The sequence below is a fragment of the Streptomyces sp. CBMA123 genome (assembly GCF_014596465.1).
Taxonomy (GTDB): Bacteria; Actinomycetota; Actinomycetes; order Streptomycetales; family Streptomycetaceae; genus Kitasatospora.
Genome location: NZ_MECK01000279.1, coordinates 16,900 through 33,159, shown reverse-complemented (window position 1 = coordinate 33,159; position 16,260 = coordinate 16,900). Strand labels below are relative to the sequence as shown.

Sequence of the window (16,260 nt, the reverse complement as noted above, 5' to 3'; positions counted from 1 at the left end):
CCGCAGAGCGGAACGACGCCTTCTCGAAGAAGGTCCACCCGTTCGAGCGCGGCCGGTCCGAAGGTGCCTGCCGGCCTGCCAGAACGGGCGGGTTCCGAGAGTCCTGAGCGCCAAGCGGCTCGAACGCGCACGATCGGTGGATCCTGTCATGACCCGCGTGCGCGGGTTTCACCGTCGGACGAGCCGTCAGACGGCCTGAGGGTGCCGGCGAGGCGAGCCGGGCTTCGCTCCGGCTGAGATATCGCCATTCGTGTGGCGCAACGCGGCGCGCGTCGGCTTGTGTGAACAGGTCGCGCCGGATTGTCTGTGTCGCGTCAATCAGCATGTCCGCCGTCAGCCAGAATGTCCTCTGGCGGGATTCCAGGAGCCATCATGCGTACACGAAGCCTGTCTGTCGCGGCCGCAGCCGCCATTCTCGCCCTGGTTCAGCCGGGCATCGCCACCGCGAACGGCGACCCCAGCACCACAGTCACGTTCACCGTCACGACCGGCGCATTGTCGCTGTCGGTACCGGCGAGCGCCAGCCTCGGCTCGGGAGCACCCGGCACCACGATCAGCGCACCGATCGGCGCCTGTACCGTCACCGACGACCGCGCCCTCCTCTCGGCCTCCTGGACGGTGACCGCGGCGGAGACGGACTTCGCGAACGGATCGTCGACCATTCCCGCCACCAATGCCACCTACTCGCCCGGGACGGTGACGACGACCGGCACCATCACCGTCACCACGACGAACGTGACGCTGAGCAACTCCGCGCAGACGGTGCTCACCGGGAGCGCCGGTGTCGGAGACAACACCGCGAGCTGGGACCCGACAGTCGCCGTGAACGTGCCCGCCGGCGCCGTCGGCGGAACCTACACCGGAACGCTGACCCAGTCCGTTGCCTGACGGAGTGAAGGGTGTGCGCCGGTACTGGGTCCTCCTGCTGATGCTGGCCTTCGTGCAGGCCGCCGGGGTGATGCCGGCGGCGGGGCAGGAACCCGGGGCACCCTCCCCCCGGGACCCGGCTGCGGGCAGGAGCATCGCCATCAAGCTTCTCGACGCTCCGGAGAGCCGCCGTGCCGATCCCAGAGCGCATGCCTACATCGTCGACCATCTCGCACCCGGCTCGACCATCGAACGGCGGGTGGAGATCACCAACGAGTCGTCCACACCGATGCACGTCGACGTCTACGCCGCGGCAGCCACCATCGCGAAGGGTGAGTTCACCTTCGCGCCGGAGCGCACCCCCAACGAGCTGACCGGCTGGACGTCATTCGATGCGGCGGACCTTGAGCTGGGAGCCTCCGAAACGGCGCGGGTGCGCACCACCATCCGAGTGCCCGGGGATGCCGCCGCCGGGGAGCGATACGGCGTCATCTGGGCGCAGACGAGCGCCCCCGCGGATCGCTCGCACACCCTGACGGTGCTGGGCCGGGTAGGCGTCCGCATGTACGTCGATGTCGGTCGCGGTGACGAGCCACCCTCGGACTTCACGATCGAACGGCTCTCTCCGACCCGAGCCGGCGACGGGCGTGGAGAGGTTCACGCCCGGATCCACAACACGGGGGGTCGCGCCCTGGACATCAGCGGGACACTGTCCCTCCTCTCCGGGCCGGCCGGACAGCACGCCGGACCGTTCTCGACCGCCAAGACGGGCGCCACACTGGCTCCGGGTGACAGTGGAGAGGTGGTCGTCCCACTGGACGCAACGCTGCCGAACGGCCCGTGGGCCGGGGAGCTCACGCTCAGAAGCGGCCTGGTCCAGCACAACGCCCGCGCCACCATCACCTTCCCATCGACTCCCGGTAGCGTCGGAGCGGCCGCCGTGTCGGTCGCCCGGCCAGGGAGCTTCCCCACCTCGGTGGTCGCCTGGCTCTCAGCCCTCGTCCTCGCCGCTCTCTGCCTCCTGCTCGCCAGGTTCCTCCGGCGCCGTCGATGACGACTCCGACCATGACCCGCCCTCGCGGCCGGCTGATCTGCTCCGTGAGCGACGTATGACGGTCCTTGTCGAGCGCGTCACCGCTCCTTCTGTACCGGCGCCATCCTCGCCGGCGCGCCGACGTCGGCACACCTCTCGTCCGCCCCCAGCCGTGCGGATGCTTTAAGTAGTGTTCATGTCACTATGAGTATCCACAGCTTGTTCTCGACGGTTGGAAGCGGAGATGCCGGTGTTCAGACACGAGAGAGAGCGGGCCGGAGCAAGCCGCCGCACGGGAGGTGCGGGCGGCATGTTCCGATCCTGGCTGAGGGTGCGGGCCCGGAGGGCGGGGGCGGTCACGCTGACCGGGCTGGCCGTCCTGGCGATCGTCCTGGCCACAGCCTGGACCGCGACGGTTCAACCCGCCTACGTCGCCCAGGTCGGCGATGCGACGCCGGTGGTCGAGCCTTTCGCCGCCATTGGCCTCACCGAACCCAGTGGCACCACCACTGGCCCCGGCAGTACTGCCAGAACCAGCAGTCTCGGCAATACCGGCCTCACGTTCACGGTCATCCCGGTCAGCCTGACCATCGCCAAGAGTCACTCGGACCCCTTCATCCAGGGCGAGGACGGCGTCTACACCATCACTGTGGGTAACCTCGCGACGGCCAGCCCGACCAATGGCACCACGGTCACCGTCCACGACCGCCTCCCCGAAGGTCTTCGGGCCGACAGGATCAGCGGCGCGGGATGGACCTGCATTCCGGCCACCCTCACCTGTACGCGCAGCGACATCCTGCCTGCCGGCCACAGCTACCCACCCATCACCCTGAACGTCGATGTCTCCTGCCACGCCCGTGAGCGGGTCACCAACACCGCTACCGTCACTGGAGGAGGTGACAGCACCACCCACACCGCCACCGACCCCACCACCATCAAGCGCCACGGGCATGACGGCGACGGGCATGGCGGCCACGACGGGCATCATGACCACTGCGACGGCCACGACCACTGGTAGCACTCAACCTGCGTGGACATAGCGGGAGGTGGCGGAGGTCCTCCGTCTCTGCGGAGGACCTCCGCCACCTCACCGGTCGGGTCGCCCAGTTTGCTCGGACCGGCTGCGGCGGCGGTTCTACACCGGGGTTTCCTGTCGGTGGGTACCAGCCGTCAGCGCCCAGATGATGAAGATGTCGATGGCGATCATGACGATGGACCAGAACGGGTAGTAGGGCAGCCACATGAAATTGGCGATCATGTTTAGCCCTGCGGCAATCACACCGAGGATCCGTGCCCACATCGCACCGGTGAAGAGCAGGAAGCCCGCCACCACGATCACGATGCCGAGGATGAGGTGCAGCCAGCCCCAGCCGGTGACGTCGAACTTGTAGACGTAGTTGCCGGTGATGATGTAACGCTCGTCGTTGACGATGGCGCCGATGCCCTCGAGGATGGCCATCGTTCCGCCGAAGATCATCATGCAGGCCGCGAAGAGCGTCCAGCCGGTGGCGAAGTGCTTCCGGCTGACGTGAGCCCCCGCTGGTGCTCCGCTGACGTTGCTGGCCATGTTCGACTCCTCGGGAATTGACCTGTTACCCGTACCCGCAGGAAGCGGGGAAAGGTCCCCTTCACCAACGTCCCACGACCTCCGCGAGGCTGCTACTCGCGCCTGTCCTCGGCTCCGTTTGCCCGGGCCCAGGAGGCCATGGGCCGAAGCCGGGTCACTCTCCCTCGGACAGGGCCCTGGTCGGTCCACTCGGGTGGCTCACTGTTCATGCGATCACCCCGGCAGGTACCTACGGTCGGACCGGGGCGGCCTTCCGGCCGCCCCGGTCCGCGCACGCAGCGTAGACCGAGCCCACACCAAGGGAGACGGCAGATGTCCACCACCTCCGAGACGCCCGTTCTCGACACGCTCATGGCCATGACCGCCGATTCGCTCGAGCGGTGCGGCCTGGCGCCGGACATGCTCATCCTCACGCGGATCGCGGCGCTGGCGGCGATGGACGCACCAGCGGTCTCCTATCTCGCGCATCTCGAGCCGGCGATGCAGGAGCACATGACCGCTGCTCAACTGCAGGACGTCCTGGTGGCGATCGCGCCGATCGTCGGCACCGCCCGGGTGATGTCGGCCGCGACCCACATCACCGAGGCACTGGGGATCGCCATCGCGGTCGCCGACGCGGGGATCGAGAACCAGAACACCAGGTAGTCGCACATCCGGTCGCCGCCTCCGTGGCCCGATCGCCGTGGCCGGTGACTCCCTTCGGGCGTGGGGTCATTGGCCACTCCGGGACGGAAGCGGCCACTGACGCGGAATCAGGAAAGAGGATCGGCGCGAAGGGCTGCAAAGGGAAGATCGCTCTGGACATCCGGGAGTCGGTGCCGTACTGGGAGCCGTTCCTGGCGCCGAAGGCCCCCAAGGGTCGATGAGCGCCGACGGGATGTCCCGAGGGGATCGCCGCCCGCACCCCCGCTGGTCGCGGTGCGTTGCAGGCCACGCGTCGCCGCCGCTGGTCAGGGGGTGGCGGTGAGAGGCTGATGGCTGTGGAGGATCCCCCCGTCGAGGCCCCGGCTTCCGCGCTGTCCCGCTTCGTACTGCGCGCGGCCCTGGCCGACCCCGGTCACTTGCCCGAACTCCTGGCCAACTTCGCCGTCCACCATCTCGGGCGGCGTGCCGCCACATGGGTCGCCCGCGCACGCGAGGAGCACCCTGGGGCCGGGAATGCCGAACTGTCCGCCATGGTGATCACCCGTGGGCGGCAGGTCAGCGAGAGCGAGGGCGCGTTCGTGGGCGGCCCGTTCATGGTGCTCGTTCCGTTCGCGTTCTGCACCGCGCTGCTCACACAGAGCCGGATGATGCTGGAACTCGCGGCGGTGTCGGGGCGGGAGCCCACCGAGGGCGCGCGGGCGGCCGAGCTGCTGGTGATCCAGGGCGTGTACGGGGACGAGGAGCAGGCCGCCGCCGCACTGAAGGCCGCGGCGGCGGCGCGGCCCGACGCTCCTCCTGGCCGTATTGCCGCCCTGTTGCGGGTCGTGAAGCGGATGGCCCACCTGCTCGGCGTGGTGACGCCCGAGCGACGGCCGGTGTCGACCGTCTTCCGCGTCGGGCAGTGGGTCCTGCTCGTCGGGGTGCTTCTGATCGGCCTGGTCGCCCCGCTGGTCTGGCTGCCCTACCTCGGCTACTCCTACCACAGGGCGGGCCAGCAACTCGGCGAGCGAGCCTGGGCCTACTACCAGGGCGAGGCCACCGCCTGGCCGTCGCGGCCGGCCCGGCCCGTGCGGGCCCGACCCGCACAGGCCGCCGCCGCCCTCGGGACGCTGCTCACCCTGCTGCTGCCGATCGCCGCGGTGCTCCTCGTGGTCGCCACCGACGCGAAGCTCGTGGGCAGCCGGTACCCGCTGCTCGCGATCGTACTGGTCATGCTGTCCACCGCGGTCGGCACGATCTGGTACCTGCACCGTCGCCGTCGGCGCCGGGCGGCGGACTGACCCGCTGCCCGGCCTGTCTCGATCGACCCCCCGCTCCGTGCGTCCGTCGGGGCGGCCGGCGGGGAGGGACCGGCACAACCCAGCTGGGGCGGTCCCTCACGCGTGGGCCGCCGGGGGTGCGCCGGGGGCTGGTGGGGGTGGTGTGCGGTCGCCGCCGGGGCCGGTGTCGAGGAATTCGCGGATAGCGAAGGCGAGGGCGACGAAGAAGGTGATCCACAGGACCACGGCCCAGGTCGGGTAGGACCAGGTGGCCAGGATCACGGCGGCGACCAGCAGGATCGCTGCGCCGATCCAGCCCTTGAAGCGGTGCACGAAAGGTCCGACCGGGCCGAGCTTCATGCCGAGCGAGTACAGCGCGCCGCGCAGGGAGCCGATGATGCGCCGCCAGGCGGTGCGCACCGCGACGGCGGGCCGGGACGGTCCGATCAGGAAGGCGCCCGCGGCGGTGACCACGGCGACCGCGCCGACCGCCCGGACGGTGGCCCGCATGAAGCGGATGAGGGTGTCGTAGAGGGTGCCGGCGGCCGCCTGATTGGCGCCCGGTGGCAGGTGGTCGAGGTAGAACGCGCGGAAGACGGTGAGCACGATGCCGAGCAGCAGCATGGCCAGCGCCACCCCGACGGCGGCGCCAATCAGCGCGCGGCGGCGGTTGACGGCCAGGAACACGGCGCAGGCACCGATGAGGACGGTGATGATCGGCAACCAGGCGCCCATGATCTCCAGCAGCCGGAAGTACGTTTTGACCTTGCCGACGTCCTTCGAGGAGAAGACCACGAAGTTGGTGTGGACGTCGGGGATCTTGGCGGCCGGGCCCAGGCCGGCGTTGACGAGTTCGTCCTTCACCTTGGCGACGATCGGTGCGATGTCGATGGAGACCTGGTTGTTCTCGATGACGACCGCGCCGCCGCCCTTGCCGGTGAGCGCCTTGTCGAGGGCGGTGTGGATGGCCCGGTTGGCCTCGACCCAGAGGGTGGCGAACTGCTCGCTGGTGACGACTTTGTTGACGGCCGTGCTGACCAGTTGGGTGAGGCCGCTCTTGATCGGCGCGCTCAGGTTGTTGATCAGGTTGGCGGCGTTCTGTGGCACGCCCTGTTCGGCGGCGGCGTCGGAGAGCTGCTTGACCAGGGCGTTGACGTCGATCTGGTCGAGGACGACGGTGGTGACGCGGTTGGTGACGGCCTGCTGGATGTCGGCGTCGGTGGCGAGCGGAGCCATGGTCTGGACGTAGCGGTCGGTGTTGCCGACGAAGTCGGACGTCCAGACCGCCAGCACGGACAGCAGGGACAGCAGGGAGGTGATCACGATGAGCACCGCGGCGCCCGAGGTTCGCCACCGGTGGTGTTCCTTCTTGCGCGGGACGGCCTCCAGTGCGGCGATCCGCTCGTGCAGCCGGGTGATCTCGTCGGCGTCCCCGGCCGCCGCGACCGGGGGCCGGCCGGGTTCGGGCGGTGTTGCGGGACGGCCGGGGGGAGGCGGCGGTACCGGGGGCTGCTCGGGGGGACCTGCCTTGCCGGGCCCCTCGCCGCCGGCGGGTTCGCTTGAGCCGGGCTCGGGTGGGGTCGCCGCCATTGCTCCTCCTCGGGTGGGCGGCCGGCCGTCGGCTGCCGCATGCCGTTCCAGGAGAAGCGCCGAGCGGCGCGCGTACCACCGGGAGTCGGCGGTGCGGGTGGGTGCACCCGGCTGACAGGGTGACAGCACACACGTCGGTGCATGATGGCGCCGCCCCCTGCCCGCCGCCCCCGCCATGGCCGAGGGCGTGGTCCGTGTGCCGCGATGCCGTTCACCCGCGTGGCGTTTCCGCCGTGACGGACGCCGCCGGCATCCCGATGATCGGAGGGACGCCTGCCGCCCCTGAGGGGCAGGCATCGCCGGCGCCCGGCTCCCGGGGCGGGCCGAGTGCCGAGGAGGCGATACGCATGCCAGCCGACCCTCCCGCGCCTGTCGAGCCGGCGGTGCCCGCGATGGCGTCGCAGGATCCGTTGGCGATCGTCCGCAACCGCAGCTACGTCGCGTTGCTGGTGATGGCGGCGGTGCTGGGCGTTCCGATCTCGGCCGCCGCGTACGGCTTCCTCGCCCTCGTCTCCGAACTCCAGTCCCTGGTCTACAACGACCTGCCCAAGGGCCTCGGCTTCAAGACCACCCCCAACTGGTGGGCCATCCCCGTGCTCGCCGTCTCCGGCGTCCTGGTCGCCCTCACCATCCAGTACCTACCCGGCCGGGGCGGGCACGAGCCGGCCGACGGGCTCAAGACCGGTGGCATCCCATCCCCGGCCACGGTGCCAGGGGTCGCCCTCGCCGCGATCGCCTCGCTCAGCCTCGGCGTCGTCCTCGGCCCGGAGGCCCCCCTGATCGCGCTCGGCGGCGGCCTGGCCGTCGGCGCGATCCGACTGCTCAAACGCGACGCCCCTCCCAACGCGCTCGCCGTCATCGGCGCGGCGGGCAGCTTCGCGGCGATCAGCGAACTCCTCGGATCGCCCGTCCTCGGTGCGTTCCTGCTGATGGAGGCCTCCGGCCTGGCCGGGCCGATGCTTGGCGTCGTCCTGGTGCCCGGCCTGCTCGCCGCCGGCATCGGCTCGCTGATCTTCACCGGCCTGGACTCCTGGACCGGCCTGGGCACCTACTCCCTGTCACTGACTCACGTACCACCCGCCGACCGGCCCACCCTCGCCGCGTTCGGTTGGGCAGTCCTCGCAGGCCTGGCCGCCCCGGTCCTCGGCGAGGCGATCCGCCGCTTGGCCCTGCGCCTGAGAACACACGTCGAGCCGCGAAGGGTGCCGATCACCGCGCTGATCGGCGTCCTCATCGGAGGACTCGCCCTGCTCTACGCCAGCATCACCGACAAACCGATCTCCGGAGTGCTGTTCTCGGGCGAGAGCACCATCGGCCCCCTCCTGGCCGACCAGGCCAGCTACTCCGTCGGCACACTGCTACTGCTGGTCGTGTTCAAGTCGCTCGCCTACAGCGCGTCGCTCAGCGCCTTCCGCGGCGGCCCGGTCTTCCCGTCCCTGTTCGTGGGCGGCGCGGGCGGCCTGGCCATGTCCCACCTGCCCGGCCTCGACACCACCACGGGCTTCGCCATCGGGGTGGGCGCGCTGGGCGTCGCCATGCTCAGACTCCCGATGACCTGCGTCCTGCTGGCCACCCTGCTGCTCGGCTCCCAGGGGCTCACCGCGATGCCACTGGTGATCGTCGCGGTGGTCGTCGCCTACGTAGGGACCCTGCGCCTCGCACGGCGGAGCGCCCCGGCCACCGCCGAACCCGAGCCCACCGGGGCTCCCGCCTCGTGACGCGATCGGTCCACGGCCCGCTTCCCGGTGGCCGTCAGCCCGAGGAACCCGGCCCGGCGGTGCCGTCGTCGGTGCCCGCACCGCCGGGAGGCGGGACGATGTCGGAGAAGGCCGGCCGGTTGCCCCGGCCGAGCCCTCCGTTGACGGCACCCAAAATCACGCGTGCGGCGATGCCGACGAACACCAGGTCCCCGAGCATCTGCACGACGACCAGCACTCGGGGCTCCGTGCCATGAGGTAGTAGGCGGCTGCGAACAGAAGGATGAACAGCGGGACGCTCGTGGCCAGCTACATCGCCCTGTAGTGGGTGGAGCGCAGCCTGAAGGACGATCTACAGGGCTCGCCGGCCCGTCGGCTGGGACGCCTACTTCGAGAAGATCATGTCACCGCCTTGTAACAGTCAGTGATGATCAAGGAGCGGCACAGGATCGGGCCCACCGGCCGGGACCGCGCGGCGAAACCCCGGACGGGCATCGCTCCGGGTGAGAGGTTCGCCTGTTCGGCTCAGCGAGGATGACGGCCAGGAGACGGCGCCCGGAGACCTTTCTACCGTTGGACCCCGGGAGGCTGAATCCCCGCGGAGCCCGGCCGAGGACCTCTCGCCCGTCGGCCACCGCTCACGCCGAACCCGGCAGTCGACTTCCACCGTGACCACGCAGGGTCCGGGTCGAAGGAGATGAAGGACATGTACACCACGCGCACCGCCCGCACGCCCGCGACACCCGCACTGAACGGGTGCCGGACATCACGCCGCCGCTTTCGGGCACGGATTGGGCTCGCCGCGACCGCCACGGCCCTGTCGCTGCTGCCGATCGCCCCGTCCGCCGCCAGCGCGGCACCCCACCTCCCGCTCACACAGATCGTGCGGGAGGCCAAGGTGAAGGCGCAGCAGGAGCACCCCGGCTCGCAGTTCTACGACGCGGACGCCGTCCTGCTGACACCCACGACCAACCCCAATGACGTCCAGGCCTGGTGGATCCGCTTCCGGGCCAAGGACTCGGAGCCGTCCTTCGAGTACAAGTACTCGACCACCGGTCAGTACCAGAGCACGCAGCCGTGGAGCGTCCCGATCGGGATCCAGGCCATCTCCCCGTTCACCATGACGGAGGTCCAGGCCCACGATCTGGCCGTCAAGGCCGGGCACACCGGCGCGTTCAAGCCCCTGTACCTCAATGAGCCCGTCGTGCAGAACCCGCACCCCACCTACTACTTCTGCATTCCCAGCGAGGGCAGGACGGTGGCGGTGGACACCGTGACGGGCCACGTCACCACGCCGTGGTCGTGCTAGGGCCTGTGTGATGTTGTGATCAATACTGCGATTTCGCGCCGGCCTGAAGGCGCGATCCGGTAGAAGCCGTCCGTGACGCGCAGGCAAATCACCGACAGTCAGTGGGCGTTCATCGGCCCGTACCTGCCGATCGGCAGGTACGGGCCGTACCCCGAGAGACTGAGGGATCAGTTCGAGGGAATGATCTGGCGGTTCCGCTCCAGCGCCCAGTGGCGGGAGATGCCCTCCGAGTTCGGTCCGTGGCCGACTGCTCCACTGCTTGATCGCCAGCGAGACCACGGCCGCCGCCACCAGGATGATCTGCATGTAGCTGCGGTACTGGTCCAGGAAGCGCAGCAGGGCCGGCCTCGCCCCCTCCTCCGGCAGAGCGTTCGGGCCGCGCGCCGCCAGCAGTTCGGCTGCTCGCGCGGCCGGGAGGCCGACATCCGGAACCACGCCGAGGGCGCGCGCCACCTCCTCCGGTGAGCGCGCGTACCAGTCGGTCCGCTCCGGCGGCTCGGCTCGCGCAGGGTCTGGTTCGACCGTCACTTTCTTCCAGCCTCCGCTCCGGATGTGACAGCTCTGCCGACTGCCCCGCGCGCTCCGTGCCGTGTGCGGTCACGGAGCGCTGCTGCTTGTCGCCGGCTGGGTCGTCTCACTGCTCGTCACCCCCGTCGGGGAGGCCGTGTTCGGCCTTGTACGGGTCGGCCGGCGCACCCTCGGGCGCCTCCTCCTCCAGGTCCCGCCTGGTGGCCAGGAGATCCCGGCGGGCTTGGTCGCCGACCACCGGGTAGTGGGGGTCGATCTTGATGAGTGTGTGTGCGAGTACCGCCCCGGCGCAGATACGCGCGAACCACTTCCGGTCCGCCGGCACGACGTACCACGGCGCCCACGGGGTGCTGGTGGCCGAGAGCATCTCGGAGAACGCCTCCTGGTAGTCGTCCCAGTAGCGGCGCTCCCGGACGTCGGCGGCGGAGAACTTCCAGTTCTTATCCGGGAGGTCGATGCGCTTGAGGAAGCGGGTACGCTGCTCCTCCTTGGAGAGGTTCAGGAAGATCTTCACCACCGTGAACCCGTTGTCGGTGAGGTAGCGCTCCCAGTCGTTGATCTCGCGGTAGCGCCGGTCCCAGATACTCGCCCCGAGGGCGGATTCCGGCAGGCGCTGCCGGTTGAGGTTCTCCGGGTGCACCCGTACGACGAGGACCTCCTCGTAGTGCGAGCGGTTGAAGATCGCGATCTCTCCGCGTGCGGGGAGCTTGCGTGCGTAGCGCCACAGGTAGTCATGGTCGAGTTCCTCGGTGGACGGCACCTTGAAGCTGGTGACATGGACGCCCTGGGGGTTGACGCCGCTCATGACGTGGCGGATGGTGCCGTCCTTGCCTCCGGCGTCGAGCGCCTGCAGGCAGAGCAGTACCCCGTGGGTGTCCTGAGCGGCCAGCCGCGCCTGGTATTCGGCCAGCAGCGACACGCCGGTCTGTAGCAGTTCGATGCCCTCGCGCTTCTTCATCCCCGCCTTGTACCGGGGGTCGAAGTCGCACAGGTCCACCTGAGACCCCGGCTTCACCCGCAGCGGTTTGATGAACTTCGCGATGCGCTTGGCTCGCTTGTCTGCCATTTCGGACCATCTCTCTTCCCGCCGCCGTCACGGCCACGACTGCCGGGCGCCGGGGGCTGTTCTTCGCCCACTCCGGGCCTCGCCCCCGTGACTGGCCGCGTCGTGGCTCCGGCCGCGCCCGGGCGTGTATCCGAGCGTGTGCGGCCGGGCCCGGGACTGCAACTCGGTCCACGGCACAGTGCATTGATCGGCGTAACACGTGTGCCCCAGCGGCTGGCAGGCCATCAGGCCGCCGGGCGGGGGCGTCACGCATCCGCATCGTCAGCGGTTCCTCCGTACCAGGACCGGTATGCCGCCACGGCCATGGGCAGCGTGGGGAAGACCCGGTCCTCGCCGATGGACTCGGTGAGTCCGTAGGCGTCCAACTCGTCGCGCAGGTCCTGCTTGACCCGCGCCACGGCGAAGACGATGCCGCGGTGGACCAGCTCGTCCCGGAGGGCCTCCAGCGAGTCCAGCCCGGTGATGTCCACCTCGACGTTCGCCTCGGCGTTCAACACGAACCAGCGCACCGGCTCCGGCTGCTCGTCGACGACGGCCAGCGCGCGCCGTCGGAAGTCCTCGGCATTGGCGAAGAAGAGCGGCGAGTCGTATCGGTAGATCAGCAGTCCGGGGATGGTACGGGCCTCGGGGTAGTCGTCGATGTCGTGCATGCCGGCAACCCCGGGCACCAAGCCCTGCACCGCGTCGTGCGGCCGCGCCACCCGGGTGAGCAGCTCCGCCACCGACAGCCCGACGGCCACCAGCACGCCGTAGAGGATGTCCAGGGTCAGAACGCCGACCAGGCACCCGAGGCCGAGCAGCAGTTCCCGGCGTCGGAACGAGGCCAGCCGTCGGAAGCCCGCGATGTCGATCATCCGGACCGCGGCGAAGACGACCAGGCAGCCCAGCACGGCCGACGGCGTGTGGGCGAGGGCCGGGCCGAGGAACAGCAGAACGCCGACGACGACTGCGTCCGCCGCCAGTCCGTACAGCTGGCAGTGGGCGCCCGCCGACTTGGCCAGGCTGGTTCGGCTGGCGCTGCTGCTGACCGGGAACCCGTGCAGGACGCCGGTGCCGAAGTTCACCACGCCGAGCGCCAGAAGCTCCTGGTTGGCGTCCAACCGCTCGCCGCTGCCGCGGGACTCGAAGGCACGCGCCGTCAGGATCACGTCCGTGTAGCCCACCAGGAGCACTCCGACGGCGGGCAGCACCAGCTTCTTGAACTCACCCATGGACGGGAACGAGAAGTCCGGAAGCCCGGTCGGGATCTCTCCGATGACGGCGATGCCGTGTGCTTCCAGGTCGAAGGCGGCGACCACCGCCGTGGCCAGGACGAGCGTCAGCAGCGGGACCGGCACGCCACGCGGCAGGAACGCTGCGACGAGGAAAAGGAACAGCAGCGTCACCACGCTGAAGACCACCGTCGCGAGATGGGCCTGGGAGATGTTCCGCAGGAAGGAGACCAGCTGCGGGAAGAAGCGGGTGCCCTCGGTCTCGACGCCGGTGAGCTTGGTCAGCTGGTCCACCATCATGATCAGTGCGACCCCGGCGAGGTAGCCGATCAGGACGGGCTGCGAGAGCAGGTCCGCGACGAAGCCCAGCCGGGCGATCCAGGCCAGCACGAACATCATCCCGACCACGACCGCGAGCGCCGCCGCGAGGACGGCGTAGTGCTCCGGGTTCCCGGCCGCCAGCGGCCCGACCACGCTGGCCGTCATCAGGGCGGTCGTCGACTCGGGCCCGACCGACAGAAGCCGGGACGAGCCGAGGAAGGCGTAGACGACGAGAGCGGGCAGGATGGCCCACAGCCCGGCCACCGGGTCCAGGCCCGCGACGGTCGCATTCGCCATGACCTGCGGCACCAGGTAGGCGGCGACCGTGACACCGGCCAGCAGGTCCGCGCGCAGCCAGCTGCGCCGGTACGACCGGAGCAGCGCCAGGCCCGGGAGGAGCCGCGCGACACGACGCCGACCGCTTGCGACCGAGTCGGTCGGCGGACTCATTGGCTCTCCTTCCGCTCGAGCGGCGACGGGGATTCAGCGTCCGTCAGGAGCCGACGCCGGGCCGGAGATGGGCCCTGGCAACCGGGCAGCCGGTACGGACGCTTTCGAGGTGGCAGCCCGGTTCGACGGCGCCGACTCAGCCGGCCTCGGGCTCCTCGGAGAACGCCTCCCGCAGTCGGGACTCCTCCTCCGCAGAGAGGTTCGTCTGGATCAGTTCCGCGTCCCGGCCCTCGAAGGCGAGCCTGACCCGGTCGAACACGGCGTCGGAGCTGAGCACGAACAGCGCGGAAGTCCCGGGAGTGACGGTCTCACGCACCTGCCTGACGAAGTCGTCGTCGATACCGCTGGCCTGGGCGAGCGAGCCCCCGAGGGCACCGAAGGCTGCGCCGACGGCCATGCCGAGGATCGGCACGAGGAAGATCAGGCCGAAAAGCATCCCCCAGAACGCCCCGCCGAGGGCGCCGGTCCCGGTGAGATTGGCCAGGTGATGTGTCTTGGGCTTCCTGGCGCCCACGGGCCAGGTCACCACCGCACCGTCCTGCACCGTGATGAGCTCGTGCTTGTGCAGGTCCTTGAGGGTGTCCAGGCCGGCTTCGGCTCCGGTCGGGGTGGGGAACCGCCACACCGTCAGGGTTGCCATCACGGTCTCCGATCTCTTGGCGGGCTTGCGTCCGCGCCCTTCATCGTCAGAGCCCGGAGGGGCCGCCGCCATGCGCGAAGCCCGAAAGGGTGAGTGGCGGGAGCGTCGGCGGTCCGGAGCCCGACCGGCGGCGGTCAGGGATATCGGGCGCGCGGCGGCAACGGGCTCGTGGTGGGGTCATGCAGTCGGACTATGTTTCGATCGGTCAGTCCCTCCTGGCCACCTGGACCGGCGCCTGCTCGATATGCGGCCAACCCGCCCCAGAACCCGAACCACACCACCGCACCTCATGGGACTCGACGGGCTGTGAGGGAGACTACGGTCCGTAGCCGCCGGTAGGTGAGCACTATTCTCACCGGAGCCAGTTGAGCTCTTCTTGTCGGACCGTGCCCCTGCTGGTCGGCCGGGAGGCCTGACTTCTGATGGGATGGCGTGCCCGCCGGGTGGTCGGGCGTGAGCACTGGATCCATTAGGGCGCGAGCCGTGCCTTCCGCAGGCTGCGCATCATGACTGGAGGAGGGCGAAGGGGCGGAAGCTGGCGTTGTTCATCGGTGACGACTGGGCCGAAGATCAAGCCCGGGACCTGGACTACCACCCCGCTCTGCGCCAGCTCGGCAACCGCCTCGTCGGCATCCTCCACGGCCGCCTCAAGACCCGCACCCTCTACGACGAGGCCACCGCCTGGTCACACCACGCAACCCTCTCAGCAGCAGCTTGACACCGTTACGGCATGGGATGTCTGACAAAGCCCTACTAGGCGGTTCCCGACCATGGAGTTCATCGGCTGCCGGGGCTTCGCGGTCACCGCAGCGAGCGGATCGCCGGACTGGTGGCGACCAGGCCGGCACAGACCAGGACGGCGCTGCCGCAGAGCAGGAACAGCGTCGTCGTGCCGTACGGGAGCAGGGCGCCGGCCAGCACGTAGGAGAACGGTTCGAACGCCACGGTGGCCAGCACGACGAGGCTGAGCACCCGTCCGAGCAGGTGCTCGGGCACGCGCTCCTGCAGGGTGGCCACGACGACCACGCCGAGGAACCCGGAGCCGAGGCCGACGAGGGAGACGACCGCCGTCGCGGCGGCGACGTCGCCGGCGGCGGAGAGCCCGACCATGCCCGCGCCGATCGCCGCGACACCGGCGACCACGGCCCGGCCGCGCCGGGCCGGCGGCCGCCACCCGGCCACCAGGGAGCCGGCCACCGAGCCGGCGCCGAAGCCGGAGAGTACGACGCCCAGGGCGCCCGCGCCGCCGAGGCGTTGGTCGGCGAGCACCGCGCCGCCCACGAGCACGGGGCCCACCACCGCGATGTTGATCAGGGCGATGGCGGCCAGCAGCCCGCGCACCAGTGGGTCCCGCCAGGCGTACCCCAGGCCCGCGTGCAGGGCGCGGGCGCTGCTGAACGCCTCACCGTCGACGGCGCCCGGCACCGAACCTCCGCGCCGTACCGCCCGGACAAGCGTGCCGAGGGCGACGGCGGCCAGCGCGGCCATCGCCACGATCCCGCCGAGCGTCGCGGTGAAGCCGACCGCGGCGACGCACCCGGCGGCCGCCGCCGGGCCGACCAGATCGCCCGTGGACTCCGCGCCCTGCACCAGCCCGTTGACCCGGGCCAGCTTCTCGGTCGGCACGAGGGCGGGAAGCAGCGCCAGCGCTGCGGGGAAGTACGCGGCGTCGGCGGCGCCGAACAGCCCGCCGAGCACCGCGACCGTCGGCACCGAGGGCGAGGCGCCGGCGACCGACGCGGCGAGGGCGAGCAGGACGGCGACCCGGAGCCAGGCGGCGCCGGCCACCACCCGGGCGGGACCGAGGCGGTCGACCAGTACGCCCCCGGGCGGCAGGAGCAGCACGCGCGGCAGTGCGACGGCCACGAGCACGAGCCCGGTGGCGAAGCCGGGTTCCGACCGTTCCAGCACGTAGAGCGTGAGCCAGACGATGAACAGCGCGTCGACCACGGCCGCCAGCGCCTGGCCCACGATCAGGCGGCGCAGGTGCGCAGCGCCGAGCGGTTCGCGAGGATGACCGCGTGGCTCACCGATCAGCACCGTGAACACCTCCGCTCTCAGGTTCAGACCGGGCGCG

General features: G+C 70.4%; 14 protein-coding genes and 3 pseudogenes. 9 read left to right on the top strand and 8 right to left on the bottom strand.

Going from position 1 to position 16,260, the window contains the following annotated elements; genetic code table 11:
• Positions 1 to 342: 342 nt before the first annotated feature.
• The 3 genes from BG452_RS27115 to BG452_RS27105 all read left to right on the top strand — a co-directional run bounded on the left by BG452_RS27115 (position 343) and on the right by BG452_RS27105 (position 2,918).
• The gene (locus BG452_RS27115; protein WP_188306977.1) at positions 343 to 888 is read left to right on the top strand and encodes a hypothetical protein; all 546 of its coding nucleotides are present in this window, start codon (positions 343 to 345) and stop codon (positions 886 to 888) included.
• A gap of 40 nt (positions 889 to 928) precedes the next feature.
• Positions 929 to 1,921: a peptidase gene (locus BG452_RS27110; RefSeq protein ID WP_223242779.1), complete on the top strand. Its 993-nt coding sequence runs from the start codon at positions 929 to 931 to the stop codon at positions 1,919 to 1,921.
• A 289-nt stretch (positions 1,922 to 2,210) separates the two neighbouring features.
• Complete coding sequence (locus BG452_RS27105; protein WP_188306976.1) at positions 2,211 to 2,918, top strand: DUF11 domain-containing protein; 708 nt, start codon at positions 2,211 to 2,213, stop codon at positions 2,916 to 2,918.
• 117 nt (positions 2,919 to 3,035) lie between these two features.
• Here BG452_RS27105 and BG452_RS27100 read toward each other — a convergent pair whose 3' ends face one another.
• Entirely contained in the window at positions 3,036 to 3,467 is a 432-nt protein-coding gene (locus BG452_RS27100; RefSeq protein ID WP_188306975.1) for a hypothetical protein, read from the bottom strand.
• Positions 3,468 to 3,779: 312 nt separating this feature from the next.
• Here BG452_RS27100 and BG452_RS27095 point away from each other — a divergent pair, with 312 nt between their 5' ends.
• Positions 3,780 to 4,112: a carboxymuconolactone decarboxylase gene (locus BG452_RS27095; RefSeq protein WP_188306974.1), complete on the top strand. Its 333-nt coding sequence runs from the start codon at positions 3,780 to 3,782 to the stop codon at positions 4,110 to 4,112.
• A 335-nt stretch (positions 4,113 to 4,447) separates the two neighbouring features.
• Complete coding sequence (locus BG452_RS27090; protein ID WP_188306973.1) at positions 4,448 to 5,392, top strand: hypothetical protein; 945 nt, start codon at positions 4,448 to 4,450, stop codon at positions 5,390 to 5,392.
• 96 nt (positions 5,393 to 5,488) lie between these two features.
• Here BG452_RS27090 and BG452_RS27085 read toward each other — a convergent pair whose 3' ends face one another.
• Positions 5,489 to 6,961 (bottom strand): hypothetical protein, encoded by a 1,473-nt coding sequence (locus BG452_RS27085; protein ID WP_223242778.1) that lies wholly within the window; start codon positions 6,959 to 6,961, stop codon positions 5,489 to 5,491.
• 347 nt (positions 6,962 to 7,308) lie between these two features.
• Between BG452_RS27085 and BG452_RS27080 the strand changes: the two genes are divergently transcribed.
• The gene (locus BG452_RS27080; RefSeq protein WP_188306972.1) at positions 7,309 to 8,679 is read left to right on the top strand and encodes a chloride channel protein; all 1,371 of its coding nucleotides are present in this window, start codon (positions 7,309 to 7,311) and stop codon (positions 8,677 to 8,679) included.
• A 34-nt stretch (positions 8,680 to 8,713) separates the two neighbouring features.
• On the opposite strand, the gene BG452_RS27075 is transcribed toward BG452_RS27080, so the two are convergent.
• A complete protein-coding gene (locus BG452_RS27075) occupies positions 8,714 to 8,896 on the bottom strand; it encodes a hypothetical protein (protein ID WP_188306971.1) in 183 nt (60 codons plus the stop codon).
• Positions 8,897 to 9,364: 468 nt separating this feature from the next.
• Here BG452_RS27075 and BG452_RS27070 point away from each other — a divergent pair, with 468 nt between their 5' ends.
• Together BG452_RS27070 and BG452_RS27065 are read left to right on the top strand one after the other, a co-directional pair.
• A complete protein-coding gene (locus BG452_RS27070; protein WP_188306970.1) occupies positions 9,365 to 9,967 on the top strand; it encodes a hypothetical protein in 603 nt (200 codons plus the stop codon).
• Between the two features lie 72 nt (positions 9,968 to 10,039).
• Positions 10,040 to 10,216 (top strand): annotated as a pseudogene (locus BG452_RS27065) (transposase); the annotation flags it as partial.
• Between the two features lie 33 nt (positions 10,217 to 10,249).
• Here BG452_RS27065 and BG452_RS27060 read toward each other — a convergent pair.
• The 4 genes and pseudogenes from BG452_RS27060 to BG452_RS27045 all read right to left on the bottom strand — a co-directional run.
• Positions 10,250 to 10,495, bottom strand: a pseudogene (locus BG452_RS27060) (cation-transporting P-type ATPase); the annotation flags it as partial.
• 106 nt (positions 10,496 to 10,601) lie between these two features.
• Positions 10,602 to 11,561 carry a polyphosphate kinase 2 family protein gene (locus BG452_RS27055; protein ID WP_188306969.1) on the bottom strand — a complete coding sequence of 320 codons (960 nt, stop codon included), beginning with the start codon at positions 11,559 to 11,561 and terminating at the stop codon, positions 10,602 to 10,604.
• Between the two features lie 245 nt (positions 11,562 to 11,806).
• Positions 11,807 to 13,543: a SulP family inorganic anion transporter gene (locus tag BG452_RS27050; protein ID WP_188306968.1), complete on the bottom strand. Its 1,737-nt coding sequence runs from the start codon at positions 13,541 to 13,543 to the stop codon at positions 11,807 to 11,809.
• Between the two features lie 136 nt (positions 13,544 to 13,679).
• Positions 13,680 to 14,183, bottom strand: a complete 504-nt coding sequence (locus tag BG452_RS27045) for a DUF1269 domain-containing protein (RefSeq protein WP_188306967.1) — start codon at positions 14,181 to 14,183, stop codon at positions 13,680 to 13,682.
• A gap of 589 nt (positions 14,184 to 14,772) precedes the next feature.
• Between BG452_RS27045 and BG452_RS27040 the strand changes: the two are divergent.
• Positions 14,773 to 14,901 (top strand): annotated as a pseudogene (locus BG452_RS27040) (IS110 family transposase); the annotation flags it as partial.
• Between the two features lie 83 nt (positions 14,902 to 14,984).
• Here the strand turns inward: BG452_RS27040 and BG452_RS27035 are convergent.
• Positions 14,985 to 16,223, bottom strand: a complete 1,239-nt coding sequence (locus BG452_RS27035; protein WP_188306966.1) for an MFS transporter — start codon at positions 16,221 to 16,223, stop codon at positions 14,985 to 14,987.
• Positions 16,224 to 16,260: the final 37 nt, after the last annotated feature.

Coding starts and splice junctions, on each gene's coding strand:
- BG452_RS27050 (WP_188306968.1), bottom strand. CDS start 13,543: ATGAGTCCGCCGACCGACTCGGTCGCAAGCGGTCGGCGTCGTGTCGCG.
- BG452_RS27110 (WP_223242779.1), top strand. CDS start 929: ATGCTGGCCTTCGTGCAGGCCGCCGGGGTGATGCCGGCGGCGGGGCAG.
- BG452_RS27085 (WP_223242778.1), bottom strand. CDS start 6,961: ATGGCGGCGACCCCACCCGAGCCCGGCTCAAGCGAACCCGCCGGCGGC.
- BG452_RS27080 (WP_188306972.1), top strand. CDS start 7,309: ATGCCAGCCGACCCTCCCGCGCCTGTCGAGCCGGCGGTGCCCGCGATG.
- BG452_RS27105 (WP_188306976.1), top strand. CDS start 2,211: ATGTTCCGATCCTGGCTGAGGGTGCGGGCCCGGAGGGCGGGGGCGGTC.
- BG452_RS27055 (WP_188306969.1), bottom strand. CDS start 11,561: ATGGCAGACAAGCGAGCCAAGCGCATCGCGAAGTTCATCAAACCGCTG.
- BG452_RS27045 (WP_188306967.1), bottom strand. CDS start 14,183: ATGGCAACCCTGACGGTGTGGCGGTTCCCCACCCCGACCGGAGCCGAA.
- BG452_RS27100 (WP_188306975.1), bottom strand. CDS start 3,467: ATGGCCAGCAACGTCAGCGGAGCACCAGCGGGGGCTCACGTCAGCCGG.
- BG452_RS27115 (WP_188306977.1), top strand. CDS start 343: ATGTCCTCTGGCGGGATTCCAGGAGCCATCATGCGTACACGAAGCCTG.
- BG452_RS27095 (WP_188306974.1), top strand. CDS start 3,780: ATGTCCACCACCTCCGAGACGCCCGTTCTCGACACGCTCATGGCCATG.
- BG452_RS27070 (WP_188306970.1), top strand. CDS start 9,365: ATGTACACCACGCGCACCGCCCGCACGCCCGCGACACCCGCACTGAAC.